15 protein-coding genes and 3 pseudogenes are annotated in these 21,008 nt (G+C 73.6%); 6 read left to right on the top strand and 12 right to left on the bottom strand.

Going from position 1 to position 21,008, the window contains the following annotated elements:
- Positions 1 to 14: 14 nt before the first annotated feature.
- From PCA76_RS24495 to PCA76_RS24480, 4 genes are read right to left on the bottom strand one after another with little or no spacing between them, the layout of a single operon-like run.
- A complete protein-coding gene (locus PCA76_RS24495; protein ID WP_272612790.1) occupies positions 15 to 788 on the bottom strand; it encodes an adenosylcobinamide-GDP ribazoletransferase in 774 nt (257 codons plus the stop codon).
- Complete coding sequence (locus tag PCA76_RS24490) at positions 778 to 2,691, bottom strand: bifunctional adenosylcobinamide kinase/adenosylcobinamide-phosphate guanylyltransferase (RefSeq protein WP_272612789.1); 1,914 nt, start codon at positions 2,689 to 2,691, stop codon at positions 778 to 780. The genes PCA76_RS24495 and PCA76_RS24490 overlap by 11 nt, the downstream gene beginning before the upstream one ends.
- A 59-nt stretch (positions 2,692 to 2,750) precedes the next feature.
- Entirely contained in the window at positions 2,751 to 3,047 is a 297-nt protein-coding gene (locus PCA76_RS24485) for a hypothetical protein (RefSeq protein WP_272612788.1), read from the bottom strand.
- Complete coding sequence (locus tag PCA76_RS24480; RefSeq protein ID WP_272612787.1) at positions 3,044 to 4,561, bottom strand: serine/threonine-protein kinase; 1,518 nt, start codon at positions 4,559 to 4,561, stop codon at positions 3,044 to 3,046. The genes PCA76_RS24485 and PCA76_RS24480 overlap by 4 nt, the downstream gene beginning before the upstream one ends.
- A 143-nt stretch (positions 4,562 to 4,704) precedes the next feature.
- On the opposite strand from PCA76_RS24480, the gene PCA76_RS24475 reads away from it, so the two are divergent.
- Both PCA76_RS24475 and PCA76_RS24470 read left to right on the top strand, forming a co-directional pair.
- A complete protein-coding gene (locus tag PCA76_RS24475; RefSeq protein ID WP_272612786.1) occupies positions 4,705 to 4,905 on the top strand; it encodes a hypothetical protein in 201 nt (66 codons plus the stop codon).
- Positions 4,905 to 5,702 carry a site-2 protease family protein gene (locus PCA76_RS24470; protein ID WP_272612785.1) on the top strand — a complete coding sequence of 266 codons (798 nt, stop codon included), beginning with the start codon at positions 4,905 to 4,907 and terminating at the stop codon, positions 5,700 to 5,702. Before PCA76_RS24475 ends, PCA76_RS24470 begins: the two co-directional genes overlap by 1 nt.
- 160 nt (positions 5,703 to 5,862) lie before the next feature.
- Here the strand turns inward: PCA76_RS24470 and PCA76_RS24465 are convergent, their stop codons facing one another.
- A complete protein-coding gene (locus tag PCA76_RS24465; protein ID WP_272612784.1) occupies positions 5,863 to 6,861 on the bottom strand; it encodes an aldo/keto reductase family protein in 999 nt (332 codons plus the stop codon).
- A 44-nt stretch (positions 6,862 to 6,905) separates the two neighbouring features.
- A pseudogene (locus PCA76_RS24460) lies at positions 6,906 to 8,657 on the bottom strand (WG repeat-containing protein); the annotation flags it as partial.
- A gap of 1,997 nt (positions 8,658 to 10,654) precedes the next feature.
- Here PCA76_RS24460 and PCA76_RS24450 point away from each other — a divergent pair.
- On the top strand, positions 10,655 to 10,894 hold the full coding sequence (locus PCA76_RS24450; RefSeq protein WP_272612781.1) for a hypothetical protein: 240 nt from the start codon (positions 10,655 to 10,657) through the stop codon (positions 10,892 to 10,894).
- A gap of 1,289 nt (positions 10,895 to 12,183) precedes the next feature.
- Here the strand turns inward: PCA76_RS24450 and PCA76_RS24445 are convergent.
- The 4 genes from PCA76_RS24445 to nadA all read right to left on the bottom strand — a co-directional run bounded on the left by PCA76_RS24445 (position 12,184) and on the right by nadA (position 16,551).
- A complete protein-coding gene (locus PCA76_RS24445; protein ID WP_272612780.1) occupies positions 12,184 to 12,744 on the bottom strand; it encodes a helix-turn-helix domain-containing protein in 561 nt (186 codons plus the stop codon).
- Positions 12,745 to 13,005: 261 nt separating this feature from the next.
- The gene (locus tag PCA76_RS24440) at positions 13,006 to 13,599 is read right to left on the bottom strand and encodes a DUF3043 domain-containing protein (RefSeq protein ID WP_272612779.1); all 594 of its coding nucleotides are present in this window, start codon (positions 13,597 to 13,599) and stop codon (positions 13,006 to 13,008) included.
- 181 nt (positions 13,600 to 13,780) lie between these two features.
- Positions 13,781 to 15,136: a UDP-N-acetylglucosamine 1-carboxyvinyltransferase gene (gene murA, locus PCA76_RS24435; protein WP_336298020.1), complete on the bottom strand. Its 1,356-nt coding sequence runs from the start codon at positions 15,134 to 15,136 to the stop codon at positions 13,781 to 13,783.
- Positions 15,137 to 15,348: 212 nt separating this feature from the next.
- Positions 15,349 to 16,551 carry a quinolinate synthase NadA gene (nadA, locus tag PCA76_RS24430; protein WP_272612778.1) on the bottom strand — a complete coding sequence of 401 codons (1,203 nt, stop codon included), beginning with the start codon at positions 16,549 to 16,551 and terminating at the stop codon, positions 15,349 to 15,351.
- A gap of 68 nt (positions 16,552 to 16,619) precedes the next feature.
- Between nadA and PCA76_RS24425 the strand changes: the two are divergent.
- The 3 genes and pseudogenes from PCA76_RS24425 (at position 16,620) to PCA76_RS24415 (ending at position 19,488) form a co-directional block, all read left to right on the top strand.
- Positions 16,620 to 17,758, top strand: a pseudogene (locus PCA76_RS24425) (glycerate kinase family protein).
- A 182-nt stretch (positions 17,759 to 17,940) separates the two neighbouring features.
- On the top strand, positions 17,941 to 18,309 hold the full coding sequence (gene erpA, locus PCA76_RS24420; protein ID WP_124774267.1) for an iron-sulfur cluster insertion protein ErpA: 369 nt from the start codon (positions 17,941 to 17,943) through the stop codon (positions 18,307 to 18,309).
- A gap of 198 nt (positions 18,310 to 18,507) precedes the next feature.
- Positions 18,508 to 19,488, top strand: a complete 981-nt coding sequence (locus tag PCA76_RS24415; protein WP_272612777.1) for a carbohydrate kinase family protein — start codon at positions 18,508 to 18,510, stop codon at positions 19,486 to 19,488.
- Between the two features lie 133 nt (positions 19,489 to 19,621).
- Here the strand turns inward: PCA76_RS24415 and PCA76_RS24410 are convergent, their stop codons facing one another.
- Both PCA76_RS24410 and PCA76_RS24405 read right to left on the bottom strand, forming a co-directional pair.
- Positions 19,622 to 19,855: a sulfurtransferase TusA family protein gene (locus tag PCA76_RS24410; RefSeq protein ID WP_272612776.1), complete on the bottom strand. Its 234-nt coding sequence runs from the start codon at positions 19,853 to 19,855 to the stop codon at positions 19,622 to 19,624.
- A pseudogene (locus tag PCA76_RS24405) lies at positions 19,852 to 21,002 on the bottom strand (cysteine desulfurase family protein). The gene PCA76_RS24410 and the pseudogene PCA76_RS24405 overlap by 4 nt, the downstream one beginning before the upstream one ends.
- Between the last annotated feature and the right edge of the window lie 6 nt (positions 21,003 to 21,008).

Here is a 21,008-nt window from a genome sequence, read left to right as displayed (position 1 = left end):
CCGCCGCGCCCGGTTCAGCCGGACAGCACCAGACCCAGGTAGACCAGCGTGGTGACCACCTCGACGGTCGCGCCGAGGACGTCCCCGGTTATCCCGCCGAGCCGGCGTACCACATGGGTGAGCAGCGGTAGCGCGACGGCGAGCGCGACGGCGACGGCCAGCGGCCCCTGCCACGGGCGGCCCGGCACCGCGGGCACCGCCAGCAGCGCGACGGCGACCGCGCCCGCGGCCAGTGCCACCGGGCCGACCGTGCCGGCCACCAGCGCGCCGAGACCGTCCGGCCGGGCCGCCGGCACTCCCCGCCGGCAGGCCACCGTGACGCCGAACCGTCCGGCGGCGGTTGCCGCGACCACCGCCGCGAGACACGCCGGCCAGGACCGCCCCGCCAGGTCGGCGAGCGCCGCCGCCTGCACCAGGAGTACGACCACCAAAGCGACCACCCCGAACGGGCCGACGTCCGGCTTCTTCATGATCTCCAGAGCGGCAGCACCCCGCCGGTACGAGCCGAGCGCGTCCACGGTGTCGGCCAGCCCGTCCAGGTGCAGCCCTCGGGTGCACAGCGCGGCGGCGCCGACCGTCACGCCGGCCGCCACCAGCGGGGGAGCGAACGCGCCGGCCAGCAGCAGCACACCGGCCAGCAGGGTGCCGAGTAGGGCGCCGACCACCGGGGCGAGTGCCATCGCGGTGCCGGCAACCGGGCGGTCGATGCGTCCGGCGCGTACCGGCAGCGTGGTGAACGTGGTGACCGCCAGCCGGGTTCCCGCGAGGAACCGTGACTCAGCCGACACGCCAGCCCGAGGCCGGCTGCTCGTCCCCGCCGGTGCTGGCCGGACCCGGCCCGGCCGGCTCGGGCTCGGCGAAGTCGGGCTCAGCGAAATCTGGGTCGGCGAAATCTGGGTCGGCGTAACTCGGGTCGGTGGACTCCGGTTCGTCGGCGGCCGGGTCCGGGTCCTCGTCGCCGCCGAGCGACGGGTGGACCGGCAGCGCCGCGGCCAGCGCCAGCACCGAGCGCAGCAGCGGGAGCGCGGCCAGCGCGTTCGCGCCCTCGCCGAGATCCAGCCGCAGGTCGAGCAGCGGGGTGAGACCGAGCACGTCGGCGGCGAGCCGCACCGCCGGGTGCCCGCCGTGGTCGGCGAGCAGGCACCAGTGCCGTGCCTGCCCGGCCAGGTCGCGGCTGACCATGCCGGCGGCCACCCCGACCGGTCCGTCGAGCAGCACCGGCAACCGGCGGGCGGTGGCGCCGAGCAGCACACCGGTGGCCACCGCCACGTCGCCGCCGCCCAACTCGGCCAGGATGTCCTTCGCGCCGCGCGACGAGCGGCGGGTGCGGTGCAGGGCATCGCGTACCGCCGCGCAGCGGATCATCCACGCCGCGTCGTCGATTTCGCCGGAGTCGGAGATCACCCGGCCCAGCACGGCGGGCGGCTCGGCGCCCGCGGTCGCCGCGAGCACCGCCGCGGCCGCCGCCTCGGTGCCGGCTCCGCACGCCCCCAGCACCAGCAGTTGTACGCCGGCGTCGGCGGCCTGCTCGGCCAGCCTCCAGCCGTAGCGCAGCGCGGACTCCACCTGCTTGAGCGAGAGCGCCGGCTGGTCCTCCATCGGCGCGGCAGCCGGAGTGTCCACCACCTGCAGGCTGGCGCCACTCTCGGCGGCCAGCCGCGCCAACACGCCCCGGCCGGCGCGGGCCTGCGCGGCCCGGCGTGCCGACTCACCGGCGACGGTGCCGGCCGACGCTCCGCCGGCGTGGTCGCCGTGCAGCAGCAGCACCCGCACCGAACCCCAGGCCTGGGGGGTCGAGGTGCCCTGGGTGGTGGCGGCGAAGCCGACCACCCGGTCCAGCACGCCCAGCCCGGCGCCCGGTATGTCGAGCGTGGCCAGTCGGTCCACGGCCTGCGGGCCCGCGTACTCGTCGGGCATCGGCAGCTCCATGCCCGGCTGGATGACCAGCCCGGTGGCCACCATCGGCAGTGCCATGGTCGGCGCGGCCCAGGGGTTGCCGGGCTCCTGGTTCGGGATGGCCGGCGGCGTGTGGGTCAGCACGTCGGGTAGCTGCACCTCGGGGGTGGGCTCGGCGTCGGCCAGGCTCGCTCCGGCCCGTGCGGTCGCGGTAGCGGTCGCGGGGGCCGCCGGCTCGGTCGCGGTGGCGACCGGCTTCAGCCAGACCGGCTGACCGGCGACCACCAGCGCCACCGCGTCGCAGGCGTCGGCGACCGCGCGGTTGGCCGCGCCCAGCGCGTCGGTGAACGCCCGGCCCAGCGGAGTGGTCGGCACCAGCGACAGCCCCACCTCGGGGCTCACCAGCACCACCCGCGCCGAGCAGGTGCGAATCGCCTCGGCCAGCTCGGCGATCGTCGCCAGGTCGTCGGCGGGCTGGTGATCCGGGTCGAGCAGCACCGTGACCCAGCCGCCCAGGTCGTCCACGAGCAGCGTCTCGTTGGGCTCGGCGGACTCGAGCACGTCGGCCAGCCGGCGTGGCTCCGCGGCGGTCTCCTCGGTGGTCCAGCTGCCGGGCCGCCGGGCGCGGTGCGCCGCCAGCCGGGTCGCCCACTCGGTGTCCTCCGGGTCGCCTTCCGGCGCGGTGGCGATATAGCGGACCACCGGCGCGTCGGTGACCAGGGACTCGGCGAACTCGGACTTGCCGGACCGGATACCGCCGAGCACCAGGACCGTGTTCCACCCGTCTACGGACATGCCCGTACCTTAAGGCCGCCCGGGGTTGCGGTGCCTGCCGGCCCGGTGCTCGTCGTCGTTCAGTCGCAGTGTTCGAATCCGCTGCCGTAACTGACCCCGCCGGTTCCGCCGCCCCACTTCACGCACGCCCCGGCGGCGCTGACCCGCACCGGCCCGGCGTAGTAGTCGAAGGACCCGCTGTCGGTGCTGCGGGCCCGCCCCTGCACCTCCAGGTACGCCGACGCCGCCGACTTCGTGCCGACCGCGGCGTCCTTGAGGGTGACCACGCAGTTGTTGCCGGTACCCGAGTGGTACATCAGGAAGACCCGGCCCCTGCGGTGGCCGTCACCGCCGGTCAGCGTCGCCGAGTCGATCACCTGGTAGCCGCTGCCGCACGCCTGCGCCGCCGTGTACGGGTTGGGCCGGCCGGCCGTGCTTCCGGTGGGCGTCGGTCGGCTGCTGGCCTTCCCGGTCGGTGTGCTGCCCGGCGTCGTGGTACGTGGGTCCGGGTCGTCGGTCGGCGCGTCGGTCCGGCCGCCGGAGCCGGTCGGCGCGGCGGACGCGGTGCGGCTGGCCCCCGGGATACCGCTGGGCGGGGGCCCGAGGTGCTCGCATCGCCGGCGTCCAGCGCGACGTCGTCCGGGGCCGCCGCCGATTCGCCGGCCAGAGCCGGTGGACGGTCCGTCCCACCCGGCTCCCGGCCGGGCCGCAGAGCCGCCACGGCCACGGCGATCAGCGCCACGAGAGCGACCGCGCCGGCCCCGACCAGCAGTCGCCGGCGTCGGCCGGACGACCCCTCCCGGAACACGTCCTTCCGGGTCGACCCCGGCCCGGTCATCGGCGAGGCCGCGAATCCGGCCGACGCGCGCACGGCGGCGGCCCCGATCGGCGCGGGCTGCCCGGTCGGCCTCGGTCCGGCCGAGGGCGTCGGTGCGGCCGGCGGCGCGGAGGTCGGGGCGGGCGGCGTAGCGGCCGGGGTGGCCGGAAGGGCCGAGGGCGTCCCGGGGGTGGGGGCGGCCATCGCCCACGGTGGGCGGGCGGAGGCCGGGATGCTCGCGAGGGTCGAGTCGCGGGCATCGGCGGCGGCAGCGGCCAGCTCAGCGGCACTGCCGAACCGGTCAGCCGGACGCTTGGCCAGCGCGCGGGCGACCACGGCGGCGATCGCAGGTGGGGTGTCCTGCGGCAGTGGCGCCGGCTCCTCCTGGGCGTGCCGCAGCGCCACCGCAAGGGGGTTGTCGCCGTGGAAGGGCGGCTGACCGGCGAGACAGAAATACGCCACCGCGCCGAGCGCGTAGACGTCGGTGGCGGCCGACACCGGCTGCCCGGTGGCCTGCTCGGGGGACATGTACGACGCGGTGCCGAGCACCATGTTCGCGGCGGTGAGCCCGGCCATGGTGCGGGACCGGGCGATGCCGAAGTCGACCAACACCACACTGCCGTCCGCCTTGACCAGCAGGTTGCCCGGCTTCACGTCCCGGTGCACGATGCCGGCGAGGTGGGCGGTGTGCAGCGCGTCCGCGGCCTGGGCCAGCACCGACATGGCGGTGGCCGGATCCAGCCGCCCCGCCGCGCGCACCCGGGCGGACAACGGCTCGCCCTCGACGTACTCCATCACCAGGTAGTCGACCTGGCTGCCGTCGGCGAGCGCGGCCTGCCCCACGTCGTGCACCGGGACCACGCCGGGATGCCGCAGCGCGGCAAGCATCCGCGCCTCGGCCCGGAACCGGGCGGTGAACTCGGGGTCGGCGACCAGCGACGGCAGCAGCACCTTCACGGCGACCTCGCGTTCCAGCAGCACGTCCGTGCCGCGCCAGACCGCGCCCATCCCGCCCGTCGCCACCCGCTCGCCCAGCCGATAGCGGTCGCCGAGCAGTACTCCCCGAGTCAGCACCGAGCCACCGTACCGGCCGGCACCAACGGATTGATCCACCCGTGGGCCCCTCCGGGGGCGAGCGAGCGGCCGTTACGCGCCGGGCCGACTACGCTGGCGAGGGTTCGTCCCACGGGGACTTCAGCGGCGAGGGGAGACGCGGCATGGCGTGGAGCTGGCGGTACGAGGGCACGGACGGTCAGACGGTCGAGGGACCGGCGGAGTCGTTCGGCAGCCAGGCCGACGCCGAATCCTGGATCGGTCAGTCCTGGCGGGAGCTCGCGGCGTCCGGCATCACCTCGGTCGCGCTCGTGGAGGACGACCGGGTGGAGTACCGGATGAGCCTGCTGCCCACGGCCGAGTGATGGCCTACGACCGGCCGGGCGCCGACGGGCTGGTCCTCGGCGTACCCAAGGCGGCGTTCCGGCCCAGCCCGGTCTTCCTCGGCCTGGTCGCCCTCTTCGCGGTCAGCGGGGTGCTGGCCTGGAACGGTTACGGCAACGCCCGGTTCAACGTGTTCCTGTTCGTGGTGTCCGGCTGGCTGGTGTCGCTCTGCCTGCACGAGTACGCCCACGCGGTGGTGGCCTACCGGGCCGGCGACCGGGACATCGCCCACCGCGGCTACCTGACGCTCAACCCGTTGAAATACACCCACCCGCTGCTGTCGATCGTGCTGCCGGTGGTGGTGGTGCTGCTCGGCGGCATCGGCCTGCCCGGCGGCGCGGTCTGGGTGGACCGGCACGCCATCCCGGGCCGACTTCGGCACACCCTGGTCAGCCTCGCCGGCCCGGCGACCAACGTGTTGTTCACGCTGGTGTTGGTGGCGGCGGTGCGGATCGGCACCCAGTCGGGTGGCCCGGTGGAGTTCTGGGCCGGGGTGGCGCTGCTCGCCTTCCTGCAGCTCACCGCGAGTGTGCTGAACCTGCTGCCGGTGCCGGGCCTGGACGGCGGCAACATGATTCAGCCGTGGCTCAACCCGCAGTGGCGCAAGATGTACGACCTGTTCGCCCCGTACGGCTTCATTCTGCTCTTCGCGCTGCTCTGGAATCCGCGAGTCGGTGGCTGGTTCTTCGACGGGGTCTTCGCGGTCGGTGACGTGCTCGGCCTGCCCTCGTGGCTCTACGCCACCGGCCTAGACCTAATCCGCTTCTGGCAGAGCTAACCCCCGCCCCCGCCCCCGCCCCCGCCCGCGCCCCCGCCCGCGCCCCCGCCCGCGTCCCCCTCCCGCCACCCCAACGCCCCGTCGATCTAGGGCTTATCGCCGCTTGTTGATCTCCATTGGCAGCGATATGCCCTAGATCGACGAGGTCGGGGGTTGAGCGCTACGGGCGCTGCGCGGGGGACTCGGTCTTCGCCGGGTCCCGCTCGATGACCGGCTCGACGATCTCGTCGATCGCCTTGAGCAGCTCGGCGTCGAGCTTCACCCCGGCCGCCTTCACGTTGTCGTGCACCTGCTCCGGGCGGGACGCGCCGATGATCGCCGACGAGACGTTCGGGTTCTGCAACACCCACGCCACGGCGAGCTGGGCCATGCTGAGCCCGGCCTGCTCGGCGAGGGGCTTGAGCTGCTGGACCCGGGTGAGCACGTCGTCGTTCATGAACCGGGAGATGAAGCCCGCACCCGACTTCTCGTCGGTGGCGCGGGAGCCGGCCGGCGGCGGTTGCCCCGGCAGGTACTTGCCGGAGAGCACGCCCTGCGCCATCGGCGACCAGACGATCTGCCCGATGCCCAGCTCCTCGCTGGCCGGCACGACCTCGGCCTCGATGACCCGCCAGAGCAGCGAATACTGCGGTTGGTTGGAGACCAGCGGGATGTGCAGCTCCCGGGCGAGCGGGTGGGCGGCGCGCAGCTGCGCGGCGGTCCACTCGGAGACGCCGATGTAGTGCGCCTTGCCGGCGTGGACGACGTCGGCGAATGCCTCCATCGTCTCTTCCAGCGGGGTGCTGTTGTCGTAGCGGTGGGCCTGGTAGAGGTCCACGTAGTCGGTGCGCAGCCGGCGCAGCGAGCCGTTGATCGACTCCATGATGTGCTTGCGGGACAGGCCACGGTCGTTACGGCCCGGCCCGGTCGGCCAGTAGACCTTGGTGAAGATCTCCAGGCCTTCGCGGCGCTCGTTCTGCAACGCCCTGCCGAGCACGTCCTCGGCCCGGGTGCCGGCGTACACGTCGGCGGTGTCGAAGGTGGTGATCCCCGCGTCGAGAGCGGCCCGGACGCACGCGAACGCGGCGTCCTCCTCGACCTGCGAACCGTGGGTGATCCAGTTGCCGTACGAGATCTCGCTGACCATCAGGCCGGAACGGCCCAGGTGTCGGAATTCCATGTACCGACCCTAGCCCTGGCGGATTAACAGCGCTGATCGGCCGCTCAGAGCACCGGGTTGGCGTCGGTGAGTAGCCGGTCGATCTCGGCCAGCACCTCGGCGCGATCGCGGTGCACCAGGTCGATGAGCGGCTCGCCGCGCCGGTCCAACGCGCCCCACCGCCCGGTCCCGCTGCCGACCAGGAACGCCACCGGGTGGATGACCAGCATCGGATGTGTCGGCGGGACCAGCACCGCGCCGGTGCGGTCCAGTACGCCGCGGCGGCCGGCCACGTCGACCACGGCGAGCCCCTCGTCGGTGAAACCGTCGATCTGCTGGCCGTCGGCCAACTCCGTGACGAACCCGTGGTAGCGGGTGGGCACGACGATCCGGCCGGTCCGGTCGACCGCCCCCCACCCCTCGCGCCGTACTGCGGCCAACCCGCGGCGGAACGGTCGTACGTCAGCGAAGTTGGGTGCGACCTGCACCGCGCCGGTCGCGTCGATCGCCGTCCAACCGCCCTCGCCGACCACCCAGGCCAGGCCGTCGCTGAAGGGGCGCGCCGCCCGGTAGGACGGCGGGATCACCGTCGTACCGAGCAGATTGATCAGCGACCACCGGTCGGTGTCCGGCCGGCGGACCCAGGCCAACCCGTCGTGGAACGGCTGCGCCTCGGCGTACCGGGCGGGGATGACCAGCTCGTCGTTCGGGCCGGTGTAACCCCACAGCGGCCCGTCCCGGTCCGGCAGCGGGGGTCGGTCGCGTTCGAGCACCTCGTCACGACCCCGGCGGTACGGCCCGAAGCCATCGGCCGTGGCCCGCGCGGTGACCGCGTCGAGGGCCACCCGGATCCGGTCCAGCAGTTCGGCGTCGGCGGCACCGCGCAGGTCGAGCGCCTGCTCGAAGTGCTGGCAGGCGTCCATGAGTCGTCCCTGGTCGTAACACGACCGCCCGGCGTGCTCGTGTAGTGCGGCCCGCAACCGGTCGGGCAGCTCGACCGAGTTGGCCTGGGCGAAGAGCTGGTCGGCCTCGGCGAAGTCGCCGCGCCAGCGCAGGACGTGGGCCAGCCGGGCCTGGGCCAGCGCGGTCCGGCGCAGCTCGCCGGTCGCCTCGGCGTAGGTGAGGGCGAGCCGACCGTCGGCCAGCGCGTCGTCCAGGTCGCCGAGGATCCGCGAGGCCACCGCGCGCAGGCTGAGCAACCGGGCCCGGGCACGGTTGTCGGCTGCCGAGCCCAACTTCGCGGTCAGTCGCCGCCGGATGGCCCGCAGGTCGTCCGGCTCCGTCAGCTCCTCGCGCAGGGTGACCGGGTCCAACCGCCAGCGGTACGCCGCGAGGACCTGCTCCGGATCGCCCTGGTCGGCCAGCGACGGGCGGGTCACCACGGGCGGAGCGTCGCCGGGTGGTGCGGACACCGGCACGTTCTCACCACCCGAGCCGGTCCTGGGATTGGGAACGGCTGAGGCCGGTGGCCCGGACGTCGGCACCGCTGACGCGGGTGGCCCGGACGTCGGCACCGCTGACGCGGGTGGCGCCGACGCGGGTGGCGCTGACGCGGGTGGCGCGGACACCGGCGGCGCGGACACCGGCGGCGCCGATACGGGCGCTGCCGACATGGGTGCTGGTGAGATCGGTGGTGCGGAGACGGGAGCCGCGGCGGGCGGTGGCGTGGACGCGGGTGGCGCGGACACGGGCGCTGCCGACATGGGTGCCGACGAGGTCGGTGGTGCGGAGACGGGAGCCGCGGCGGGTGGCGCGGACACGGGCCGTGCCGGCGCGGGCGGCGCGGAGACGGGTGCCACGGAGGCCGGCTGTGCCGGCGCGGGCGGCGCGGAGACGGGTGCTGCGGCGACTGGCGGCGCGGAGATGGGCGTTACGGGCGGTGCCGAGACCGGCGGTGCGGGGGGAGCGGAGACCGGAGGGGCCGCGGCGGGTGCTGCCGAGACAGGATGGCCCGCGTCGTCGGTGTAGTCGTCGTAGGACGTGACGGGTGGGGCTGGCAGCGCGGCGGCGACCGACCAGTCGTCGACCCGCGAACCGTCCATCGGCCCTGCGGTGTTCGGACCGCTCGCAGCCTCCGACGATCCGTACGGCACGGGCTCATCCGTCGGGTCGTGCTCGACCGGATCGGTGTCCTCCACGGGACCAGCGCTGAACTGGTGGTCGAACTCGGCGACGGCTTCGGCCTGGTGGTGCGGCATCGCCATGGGAGATGCACCGGAGATGGGCCGGTTCTCCTCCAGCGATTCCGGCCCGACAGTTGGCTGTGCGTCGTCTTGCTCTGCGTCGTCGACCAGGTCGTCCGCCCAGTTGCGTGGGGCGCCGGAGATCGGGCGTGCGGGTGGCGCGGACACCGGCTCGAAGGCGTCCACAGGTGTGGAGCCGCTTGCGGGCTCGTCGGCCACCTCGTGGTGGACGTCGGCGGTCGGTGTCGACGGCTCCCAGTCCACCGTGGCTGGTGCGGTGAAGAGATCGGGGTCCCCGGCTGTCGACTCATCGTCGGCCGAGTCGGACGACTGCCGGTCCGACGGCGGCTCGTCCTGGTCGGACGACTGCCGGGTCGACGCTGGCTCGTCCTGGTCGGAATCGGCCGGCTGAGCGGGGCTGAACCACGCGTCCGGCCCGCGGGTACCCGCAGCCGCGTCCGGCTCGTGAAGGGGTGCCACCGGGCCTTCCGAGGGCGGCGGGGGTACGTAGCGGCGCGGTGTACCAGGGGCCAGCGGGAGCGCCAGGTCGACGTCCTCGACCGAGGGCTGCTGGGTCCCCGGGGTCGAGGCCGCTGGGGTCGGGGCCTCCGGGGTCGAGGGCGCCGGGGTCGAGGGCGCCGGGGTCGGGGCCGCAGGAGTCGAGGGCGCTGGGGCGGGGCGGGGCGCCGGCGGGTCCGGTACCTGCCAGGCGGGCGGCGGCGCGACCGACGGGCGTGTGTCCGCCGTCGGGGCCAGCCGCTCCGACGACTGCGGGCGCTGCGGCGACTGCGGGCGGTCCGGCGAGTTCGGCCGGTCCGGCGTAGCCGAACGGTCTGGCGAGGCCGAAGGGTCCGGGTAGGCCGGGCGGTCTGGCGGGAGCGGGCGTTCCGGCGAGACCGGGCGGCGTTCGGTCGGCGCGGTGGTGCCCAGCGGGTCGCCGCCCCGCGGCGGTCCGGGCTCGGCTCCTCGCCGCGTCGCTGGTCCACCGGGCGGCTCCCGGTGTCCGGACCGGGGTAACGCGGCGGTGCGGTGGGGTGTGCCCCGGTCGTCGGCGCCGGGCCGGCAGTCGTCCCGTGCCCCGGCGACAGGGGGGCATCCGACCGCTCGTCGGAGATCGGCGGGTCCACCGGCGCGGGCAGGTACTCCAGCCGCAGGCGTGCGGCAGGTGGACCCGAGACGGGCACGTCGAAGGCAGGGGAGACCGGGGCGGCCGACACCGGTCGGTCCCGGCCGGGCGCAGCGGGGGAGACGGGTGCCGGCGATACCGGTCGCTCCGGGGAGACCGGGGTGGCACGGCCTGACGTGGCTGGTGCTGGCGGAGCCGTCGCGGCTGGGCGCACCGGTCGCTCGTCGTACCGGGAGGGGGTTGCCGCCGGTCGCTCGTCGTAGCGGGCCGGAGTGACCGCCGGCCGCTCGGACTGGGAGGCCGGCCGCGACGGGATGCCCGGCTCCGCGTTGCGGTACGGGTCGGCGGCGCGCTGTGGGTCGGCCGCGCGCTGTGGGTCCGGGATGCGGTGCGGATCCGCGGGGCGGTGGCCCGGCTCCCGGGTGCGGTCCTGACGCACCGGACCCGGTGGCGGCCAGGGCAGGCTGCCGTCGGGCCGCTGACCAGGCTGCGGGCGAGGCTCGCGGTGACCGTTCTCGCGAGGTCCGTCTTCGCGGTACCCGTTGTCACGAGGTCCGTCCTCGCGGTACGCGTCCGGTCGGGCCTCCTCGCGGGGACGCCGGTCCGGGTACGCCTCGGCGCGGGCCGCAGCCTCACGGGGCTGCTGCCGGTGCGGGTCGGTGTCGGGCCGACGTCGATCGTCGTCGCGGCGGGGCTGTTCGGGCATCTCCGGCTCGGGCCGGCGCCGACGTCCACCATTGGGTGACTGTGCTGCGCCGACCCCCTCGTCCGCGCGATAGCGCCGCTCCGGGCTCCGGGCGTCGTCGGCGGTCCGGTCCGGGTACCCGTCGGCGCGATACCGCGTGCGGCCGTCCACGGGCGCCCACTGGTCGGCTCCGTCGGCTGTCCGGCCGTCGTGGTCGCGGGTGGGTCGTACGCCGTATCCGTCGCCGGGGTGCCGCTCGTAACCGGCGGCCGGTCGCTCCTGGGTGCCGCGCCGGTGCGGCGCATCGTCCGGCTCCGGCACCCAACCGGAATCGGATCGGGGCGCGGGGGAGACCGGTGGCGTGCCGAGGTAACCCCGATCCCGCTCGGTGGGCTCCTGCCGTGGACGACGGCTGTCGTACCGCTCGGTGGCGGGCTGGTCCCGGTGCCAGGCGGCCTCCCGCGCCGGTCCCCGGTCGTCGGCGGGGCGTCGGTCGGACCAGGCGGTACGCCGGTCCGACTCGGGGGAGCGGCGATCGTCGCGGCGGGGCGGCTCGGGTAGTGGCCGTCGGTACGGCTCGTGGTCGTAGTTGCGGGAGTCGGCACTGTCGGGCCGGCCGTAGGCGGACGCGTCGGCCGAGCGTTCGTCGCCCCGGGGCCGGCCGTAGGTGGGTGCCTCGCCCGGCTCGTCGTCGACCCAGGACCGGCTGTGGGGTGCCGGTTCTGCCGGCGGTTCGTCGGCCCAGGAGCGGCCGAGGTAGGTGCCGTCCGAGCGGGTGGGCGCGAGCGGCGGCACCTCGGCTCGGCCGGTCACCGTCGCCCGGCCGCGCGGTGGCGGCTGGTGGGGCATGCCGATGTCGCCGGGGTAGCGCTGGCCGGGGAACTGGGGGTGCCACTCGGAGGTCGGTTCGACCACCCAGGATGGTTCGTTCGGGTCTGGCCACCGGTCGGTGTAGCGGCCGTTCATCCGCCGAGCCCGTCGCCACACCCGGCCGCGCGGCCGATTGTCGCCGAAGGTGAGCTAGCCGCAGCCGCAGCCGGGTGACCGCCGGGCGTCCGGTCGCCGCCTGCCACGCTCCGGTGGCCGGCTCGCGTCCGCTCGCTCACGCGTTGTCACCTCGTTGCAAATTGTCGCGCTGGGGCCTCGCGTGCCGGTCAGGTTGCTGCTCCGGCAGGCCGTGGCTGCGGATGGAGGGTAACGGCGTGGGCTCGCTCACCGCCACTGTGGCTCCGACCACCGGCGCAAACGTTATCCCATTGGTTTCGGACATTTGGCCCTATAACCGAATCTCATCTCGGACGATATCGCAGTCGACGACGACTCGACTCGGGCGGGATCGCCGCCCCTGGTCAGGGGTGCTCCATGATGAGGACGGCGAACGTACCGTGAGTGAGCGCCTCGTAGCGGTGTGGGGCGTCACCGGGGAATGTGGCGTAGTCGCCCGGGTCGAGTTCGACCGGGGCCGTCTCGGGACCTACGCGCAGTCGGCCGGCGGCCACCACCACGTGCTCGATACTGCGGGGGGTGTGCCCGTCCGTGGCTCGGATCGCGCCCGGTTCCAGCTTGATCAGATAGACGTCCCGGCGTAGGTGTGCCGAGCCGGCGCTGAGCAGCGTGCCGGTGAAGTCGGCCTGCTCGGAGCGGACGTGAGACCCGTCTCCTGCCCGGATCACCCGTACGCCGTCGTCGACGGGCTCCACCAGCCGGCTGAACGGCACGCCGAGTGCCTTGCCGAGCGCCCAGATCGTCTCCACGCTCGGGTTGCCGGTGCCCGACTCCAGTTGCGAGAGGGTGGACTTGGCCACCCCGGCCCGGCGGGCGAGCTCGGTCAGCGAGATGCCGACCCGTTCGCGCTCCCGGCGCAGAGCGGCGGCGATGGTGGCCAGCGGGGCAGCGGGTTCCGGAGGCATGCAATCGCTCCATCGGATCAGCGTTCGGGTTGACGAACAGCACCAGCTGTTCAGCATGGTGAACCATTCGTACGGTACAACGAACAACTGGCGCTCGGGTGCTTCCCGAGGTGCTTCCCTCTCGGGAGCAGCCACGATCGCCTCAAGCAAGAACCGCACAACTCCGGGGAAACTGCTCCCTCCGGCGTGCTGGAGGCAGCATCATCCCTGATGTTGTGCGGATCTTGGTCAGTGCGTGGGGGACCCTCGCGCCGAGTCGGGTCAGACCTTCGCGCCGAGCTTGACCTGAGGGGCCGGAGCGCGCATCCGCCGGAAGGTGATCGACCGCATGACCGCGTAGAGGAAGAGCGAGCCCATCCGCTGGTCCGACTTCGGGAAGCGCTCCCGGACCAGCTTGCTGATCTTGCGGCAGATCAGCACCGAGTCGATGACCACGCCCAGCGCCAGCGCGCCCCAGAGCACGTTGGAAATCAACCGGACCACCGGCGGCATGGCCGCGTTCGACCCGATCAGCACGATCAGCGCGCCGCCGAAGAACCAGGTGCCGACGGTACGCCGGGAGTCGACCACGTTGCGGGCCAGCAGCCGCTCCGGGCCACGGTCGCGGGGACCGCCCTCACGGCGGAACTCCGACGCGGCCTCGGCGCGCAGTTGGCGGCGACGCTCCCGCTCCTCCTCCTTGGTGAGGGGGCGGCTGGGGCCGGCCGGGCGGCGACCGGCGGTGGGCCGCTTCGGCGTCTCCCGACCCTTGGCCGGGGTGTAGCCCCGGGAACGCTCGGCGGCCTCCTCGGAGGTCACGGAGGTGGCAGCCTCGTCGACGAGGTCAGTGGACTTGCGGCGAAAGAGCGACGGCACGCGGCAAGGGTAGCCAACGGTTCGCGCCCGGTGCACATCGCGGTGCACCGGGCCGACCGCTACAGGTCGCAGCGCGGCGTCAGACCGGCCTACGGTCCGGAGCGCCGCCTGGCGGCGCGGAGGCCGAATCATGGCCGTCAGCCGAGCTGGAGTTGTCGCAGCGAACGAAGGACGATCGAGGTTACGGACGCTCGGTGTGCGCGCCCAGGTCGGCGAGCTTCGCCTCGAAGTCCTCGTAGCCCCGGTTGATCAGGTCGACGCCGTACACCCGGGAGGTGCCCTCGGCCGCGAGCGCCGCGATCAGGTGGCTGAACCCGGCCCGCAGGTCCGGGATGACCAGGTCGGCGGCGTGCAGCTTGCTCGGCCCGGCGATCACCGCGGAGTGCTTGAAGTTGCGCCGGCCGAAGCGGCACGGGGTGCCGCCGAGGCAGTCCCGGTAGACCTGGATGTTGGCGCCCATCGAGTTCAGTGCCTCGGTGTAGCCCAGCCGCTGCTCGTAGACCGTCTCGTGGACGATCGACAGGCCGCGGGCCTGGGTGAGCGCCACGACCAGCGGCTGCTGCCAGTCGGTCATGAAGCCGGGGTGCACGTCGGTCTCCAGCGCCACCGCGTTCAGCTCACCGCCCGGGTGCCAGAAGCGGATGCCGCCCTCCTGGCCCGGGTCGCCCAGCTTCGGCGCGCGCGCGTCGGTGACCTCGTACTCGCCGCCGACCGAGCGGAAGACGTTCAGGAAGGTCATCATGTCGGCCTGCTGCGCGCCCAGCACCTCGACGTGGCCACGGGTGGCCAGCGCGGCGGCCGCCCAACTCGCCGCCTCGATCCGGTCCGGGATCGGCCGGTGGGTGTAGCCGTGCAGCTTCGGCACGCCCTGGATCTCGATCACCCGGTCGGTGTGGACCTTGATGATCGCGCCCATCTTCTGCAGGATGCAGATCAGGTCGATGATCTCCGGCTCGACCGCGGCGTTACGCAGCTCGGTGACGCCCTCGGCCATCACCGCGGTCAGCAGCACCTGCTCGGTGGCGCCGACGCTCGGGTACGGCAGGGCGAACTTCGTGCCGTGCAGCCCGTTCGGCGCGGACAGGTGCAGACCCTCCGGCCGCTTCTCGACCGTGGCACCGAACTCTCGCAGCGCCTGAAGGTGGAAGTCGATCGGGCGCGGGCCGATGTGGCAGCCGCCCAGGTCCGGGATGAACGCGTGCCCGAGCCGGTGCAGCAGCGGGCCGCAGAACAGGATCGGGATCCGGCTGGAACCGGCGTGCACGTTGATCTGGTCGGTGCTCGCGCTCTCCACGTTCGCCGGGTCGAAGACGAGCTCGCCGTCCTCGGCGCCGTCGGTGACCTTGACGCCGTGCAGACCGAGCAGACCCCGGACCACCTCGACGTCGCGGATCTTCGGCACGTCGAACAGCCGGCTCGGGCTGTCGCCGAGAAGCGCAGCGACCATCGCCTTCGATACCAGGTTCTTCGCGCCGCGCACGCGGATCCGCCCTTCGAGCGGAGTGCCTCCGTGAACGACCAGGACGTCGTCGGTCAACGCAACCTCCAGCGCGTCGGTGCTGCCGTGTTGTTGGTGGGGTGCCTGAACCTTCTCGCTACCCCGGATGCGGCCATATCGAAACGGCCCGCGTGTGTCGTCGCTCCGGCAGCATAGCCCTCGGTGACGAAAAAGGACTCGGTCACATCGGCGTGTGCGGCATTAATCGGTGATCCGGCACTTTTGCGTACCAAGAGCGCTACAGATCGTGATCAGGACGCCGCCGCCGGCGGTGGGGTGTCCGCGCCGGGCAGAGCGAGCATCTGATCCAGCGCTACCCGGGCGTGGTGCGCGGTGTCGGCGTCCACCGTGATCTGGTTGGCGACCCGGCCCGCGACCAGCTCCTCAAGAGCCCAGACCAGGTGCGGCAGATCGATCCGGTTCATCGTCGAGCAGTAGCAGACGGCCTTGTCCAAGAACGTGATCTGTTTGTCCGGGTGCGCCAGCGCGAGCCGGCGGACCAGGTTCAGCTCGGTGCCGAGTGCCCACGCCGAGCCGGCGGGAGCCGCCTCGATCGTCTTGATGATGTATTCGGTGGAGCCGACGTAGTCGGAGGCGGTGACGACCTCGTGCCGGCACTCCGGGTGGACCAGGACGTTCACCCCGGGCACCCGCTCGCGTACGTCGTTGACGCTGTCCAGCGTGAACCGGCCGTGCACCGAGCAGTGCCCCCGCCAGAGGATCATCTTGGCGTCGCGCAGCTGCTCCGGTGTGAGCCCGCCACCGGGCTTGTGCGGGTCGTAGAGCACGCAGTCGTCCAGCGACAGGCCCATCTCCAGCACGGCCGTGTTGCGGCCCAGGTGCTGGTCGGGCAGGAAGAGCACCTTCGACCCCTGCTCGAACGCCCAGTCCAGGGCGCGCTTGGCGTTGGACGAGGTGCAGACCACGCCGCCGTTGCGGCCGACGAAGCCCTTGATGTCGGCCGAGGAGTTCATGTACGTCACCGGGACGGTCGCACCGGCGATGCCCAGCTCGGTCAGGGTGTCCCACGCGGCCTCGACCTGGCCCAGGACCGCCATGTCCGCCATCGAGCAGCCCGCCGCGAGGTCGGGCAGGATCACCCGCTGGGCGGCGGTGGTGAGGATGTCGGCGCTCTCGGCCATGAAGTGCACGCCGCAGAAGACGATGTATTCCGCGTCCGGACGGGCCGCGGCCTCCCGGGCCAGCTTGAACGAGTCACCGGTCACGTCGGCGAACTGGATGACCTCGTCGCGCTGGTAGTGGTGCCCCAGCACGAAGACCTTGCTCCCCAGCTTGGCCTTGGCGGCGGTGGCGCGGGCCACGAGATCCGGATCGCTGGGCGCCGGCAGGTCGCCCGGACACTCGACGCCACGCTCGGTGTCGGGGTCGCTACCCCGGCCGAGCAGCAGCAGAGCCGTCGCCGTGTTGGAGGGTTCCACCCAGGTCGAAGTCACGTAGCCCATGGTCCCACAGCGCGAGCGCGACGCCGCTTCCATCGGTGTGGGCTGCCACACTGCTCCGCATGCGCGTGCTGCTCTGCCCGGACAAGTTCGCCGGCACCCTGCCCGCACCGGAGGTGGCCGCCGCGGTGGCCGCCGGCTGGCGCACCGTCACCGATGGGGACGACCTGCTGATCCGGCCGCTCGCCGACGGTGGGCCGGGCTTCGTGGAGGTGCTCGCCGAAGCCCTCGGCGGCCGGCGGGTGCCGGTGTCGACGGTCGACCCGCTGGGCCGGCCGGCGGCCGGTGAGATCCTGCTCACCGCCGACGGCGCGACCGCCTACCTGGAGAGCGCGCAGGCGTGCGGCCTGCACCTGCTCTCCACCACCGAACGCGACCCGAAGACCACCACCTCGTACGGGCTGGGCCTGTTGGTGGCCGCCGCTGTGGAGAGCGGTGCCCGCACCGTGGTGATCGGGCTGGGCGGCTCCAGCACCAACGACGCCGGAGCCGGAATGCTCGCCGCGCTGGGCGTGACCCCGCTCGACTCGGGGGCGCCGCGCTGCCGTACGGCGGGGCGGCGCTCGCCGCGGTCGACGCGGTGGACGGCGCACCCCGGCTGCGTGGCGTCCGGCTCGTCGCGGCCACCGACGTGGACAACCCACTGCTTGGCCTGCACGGCGCGAGCAACGTGTTCGGCCCGCAGAAGGGCGCCGACCGGGCTGACGTGCTGCTGCTCGACGCCGCGCTGGAGCGTTTCGCGGCGGTGCTGGAACGGGATCTGGCCGGCTGCCCGGCGGGGCTCGGCACGCTCCCCGGAGGCGGGGCCGCCGGCGGCATCGGCGCGGCCATCCTCGCCCTGGGCGGCGGCTGCGAGTCCGGGATCGGCCTCGTCACCCGGGCCACCCGACTGGACGCCGCACTGGACACCGCCGACCTGGTGATCACCGGTGAGGGGTCGTTCGACCACCAGTCGCTGCGCGGCAAGGTGGTCGCCGGGGTGGCCGGCGCCGCCCGCGACCGGGGAGTCCCCTGCGTGGTGGTGGCCGGGCAGGTGAGCACCGGCCGGCGGGAGGCCGCCTCGGCCGGGGTGACCGACGCGTACAGCCTGGTCGAGCACTTCGGCGGTGAGGAGGGCGGCGGGCTCGACGCCGCGATGAGTCGGCCCGCGGAGGGTTTACGCGAGCTGGGCGCCCGGCTGGCCCGCCAGTGGAGCCGCTGAGTACGTCGACAGCCCGGTCGGCCCCGCCCGCGACCGGGCCGACCTGCGGCGGGGGTCACGGCACGCGGGTGAGCCCGGCCGGGGCGGCGTACCATCGGCGGAGGAACACAATCGGGAATCACTGGACGGCGCGCGGCGTTGGCCAGTGCGTCCGGACCCAAACCGCGCAGGGAGACTTCCACGTGACCACGCCAGCGCAGACCGAGTCGACCGAGGCCCAGGCCCCTACTTCCGTCGTCCTCACCGACGTCGCGGCGCAGAAGGTCAAGGCCCTGATCGAGCAGGAGGGCCGCGACGACCTGCGGCTCCGCGTCGCCGTGCAGCCGGGCGGCTGCTCCGGCCTGCGGTACCAGCTCTTCTTCGACGAGCGTTCGCTCGACGGTGATGTCGTCACCGACTTCGGTGGTGTCGGGGTCGTCGTCGACCGGATGAGCGCCCCGTACCTTTCCGGCGCGACGATCGACTTCGCCGACCGGATCGACGCCCAGGGCTTCACCATCGACAACCCCAACGCGGGCAGCTCCTGCGCCTGCGGTGACTCCTTCAACTGAGTCACACACCACGCGTCAGCGGAGACGGGGCCGTCCTTCGGGACGGCCCCGTCGTCGTACCCGTCGGGGGTCGAGCCGGTTGGGAGCGGTCCCGGCGCGGCCGTGGCGAGCTCATTGCCGTTGTCCGACCGAGCGGTGACCGTCGGGTTGCCGGGCCGGTAGGCTGACCGCGCCCTGCCTCCGACCCCGAGGGTTGACATGAAGATCGCCGTCACCGGCTCGATCGCCACCGATCACCTGATGAGTTTCCCCGGACGCTTCGCCGACCAGCTCATCGCCGATCAACTGCACAAGGTGTCCCTCTCCTTTCTGGTAGATGACCTGGTGCTCCGCCGCGGCGGCGTGGCGGCGAACATCTCCTTCGGGATGGGTCAGCTCGGGCTGCGCCCGGTGCTGCTCGGTGCGGTCGGGGCGGACTTCGCCGACTACCGCTCCTGGCTGGAGCGCCACGGCGTGGACTGCGAGTCGGTACACATCAGCGAGGTGGCGCACACCGCCCGGTTCGTCTGCACCACGGACACGGACATGTGCCAGATCGCGTCGTTCTACGCCGGTGCGATGAGCGAGGCGCGCAACATCGAGCTCGCCCCGGTCGCCGACCGGCTCGGCGGACTGGACCTGGTGCTCGTCGGCGCCAACGACCCCGAGGCGATGCTGCGGCATTCGGCCGAGTGCCGCACCCGTGGGTACGCGTTCGCCGCCGACCCGTCCCAGCAGCTCGCCCGGATGGGCGGCGAGGACGTGGTGGCGCTGATCGAAGGCGCCGAGTTCCTGATGACCAACGACTACGAGAAGTCGCTGTTGCAGAGCAAGGCCGGGCTGAGCGACGACCAGCTGCTGGATCTTGTGAAGGTGCGGGTCACCACGCTGGGCAAGCACGGTGTGGAGATCGCCGGACGTGGCATCGACCCGATCCACGTACCGATCGCGCGGGAGATCCGGGCTGTCGACCCGACCGGCGTGGGCGACGGCTTCCGGGCCGGCTTCTTCACCGCGCTCTCCTGGGGGGTCGACCTGGAGCGGGCCGCCCAGGTCGGCTCGTTGCTGGCCACGCTGGTCCTGGAAACCGTCGGGACCCAGGAGTACGACGTCCGCCGCGACCTGTTCGTCAAGCGGCTGGCCGAGTCCTACGGCGACACCGCGGCAGACGAAATCCGCCCCCACCTCCTCCCGTCGTAGTCCCCACCCACCGCGTCGATCATGGAGTAGTGGTGGCCGGATAGTCGCCTTCTGCGACTTTCGTCCCCCACCACAACTCCATGATCGACGCCGGGGTGAGGCGGGGGTTGGGGGTGGTGGGGGTGGGGTGGGGTTAGTGGGTGCGGCGGACGTCGTGGGCGGGGCCTTCGGGGCCGTTGACGGAACCCAGGTACTCGTGGCCGCGCATCCGGCACCAGGCGGGAATGTCGACCGCCGCCGCCGGGTCGTCGGCCAGCACCCGGACCACCGTGCCGACCGGCACCTCGGGCATCCGTCGCGCCGCCGCGATCACGGGCAGCGGGCAGCGCTGCCCCCGGCAGTCGATGACCTCGTCCGGCATCGTCACAGCCCCACCACCCCGGCCTCGGCGCGCAGTTCGGCGACGATCCCGGGCAGTTCGGTGAGGAACCGCTCGACGTCCGCCTCGGTCGTCTCCCGATGCAGGCTGACCCGGACGTTGCCGTGCGAGAGCACCCCCATCGCCTCCAGCACGTGCGACGGGCGCAGCGTGGACGAGGTGCAGGACGAGCCGGACGACACGGCGAAGCCCCGCCGGTCCAGTGCGTGCAGCAGCGCCTCGCCGTCGACGTACAGGCACGAGAAGGTGACCAGGTGGGGCAGCCGGAGCACCGGGTCGCCGACCACCTCCACGTCGGGGACCTCCGCCGCCACCCGCGCCCGGATCCGGTCCACCAGCGGGTCCAGCCGGGTCGCCTCGGCCGCCGCGTCGGCCGCCGCCGCCCGCAGGCTCGCCGCCGCCGCCACCACCGCGGGCAGGTTCACCACCCCGGGGTACGCCCACCCTCCCGCTCGTCGGCCGGCCAGGGTGACTCCCAGCGGGTCCCCTTACGGACCGCCAGCACGCCCACCCCGGGTGGACCGCCCCACTTGTGGGCGCTCGCGGTGAGCACCGACCAGCCGGCCGGCAGGGGCACCCGCCCGACCGACTGCGCGGCGTCCACGTAGAGCGGCACGCCCACGTCGGCGCAGGTGGCGGCCGCCTCGGCGACCGGTTGCACGGTGCCCACCTCGTGACTGGCGGTGATCAGTGCGGCCAGTGCGACTCCGGGGGCCCGAACGGCGGCCGACCAGGCGGTCAGGTCCAGCCGGCCCAACCGGTCGACGGGCACCGCAGTGGCGGCCCCGCCAGCGGCGACGTGCCGCTCCGCGGCGTGCAGCACCGCCGAATGCTCGATCGCCGAGTGCACCAGCGTCGACCCGATCCGGCGCCGCCCCGCCAAACCCCCGAGCACCGCCCCGTGGGCTGCGGTCGTACCGCTGGGGGTGAAGGACACCTCGTCGGCGCGGACGCCGAGCGTCAGCGCGGTGGCCTCGCGGGCGGCGTCGAGCAGTTGCCGTGCCCGGCGGGCCTGGGTGTAGAGCTTGCCCGGGTCGGCCCAGCCGTCGTCGAGCGCGGCCAGCAGCGCCTGCCGCGCGACCGGGTGCATCGGCGCGGCGGTCGCCGCGTCCAGGTAGACCGGGGATGCGCTCACGGTGCC

Origin of the sequence: Micromonospora sp. LH3U1 (assembly GCF_028475105.1) — a bacterium.
GTDB lineage: Bacteria > Actinomycetota > Actinomycetes > Mycobacteriales > Micromonosporaceae > Micromonospora.
The sequence above is the reverse complement of the archived record's forward strand: the minus strand, read 5'-3'. Positions and strand labels throughout refer to the sequence as shown.

What these genes read in the sequence shown, in the direction of transcription:
- PCA76_RS24490 (WP_272612789.1), bottom strand. Translation starts at nt 2,691, where the DNA reads ATGTCCGTAGACGGGTGGAACACGGTCCTGGTGCTCGGCGGTATCCGG.
- PCA76_RS24475 (WP_272612786.1), top strand. Translation starts at nt 4,705, where the DNA reads ATGGCGTGGAGCTGGCGGTACGAGGGCACGGACGGTCAGACGGTCGAG.
- PCA76_RS24470 (WP_272612785.1), top strand. Translation starts at nt 4,905, where the DNA reads ATGGCCTACGACCGGCCGGGCGCCGACGGGCTGGTCCTCGGCGTACCC.
- PCA76_RS24465 (WP_272612784.1), bottom strand. Translation starts at nt 6,861, where the DNA reads ATGGAATTCCGACACCTGGGCCGTTCCGGCCTGATGGTCAGCGAGATC.
- PCA76_RS24445 (WP_272612780.1), bottom strand. Translation starts at nt 12,744, where the DNA reads ATGCCTCCGGAACCCGCTGCCCCGCTGGCCACCATCGCCGCCGCTCTG.
- PCA76_RS24415 (WP_272612777.1), top strand. Translation starts at nt 18,508, where the DNA reads ATGAAGATCGCCGTCACCGGCTCGATCGCCACCGATCACCTGATGAGT.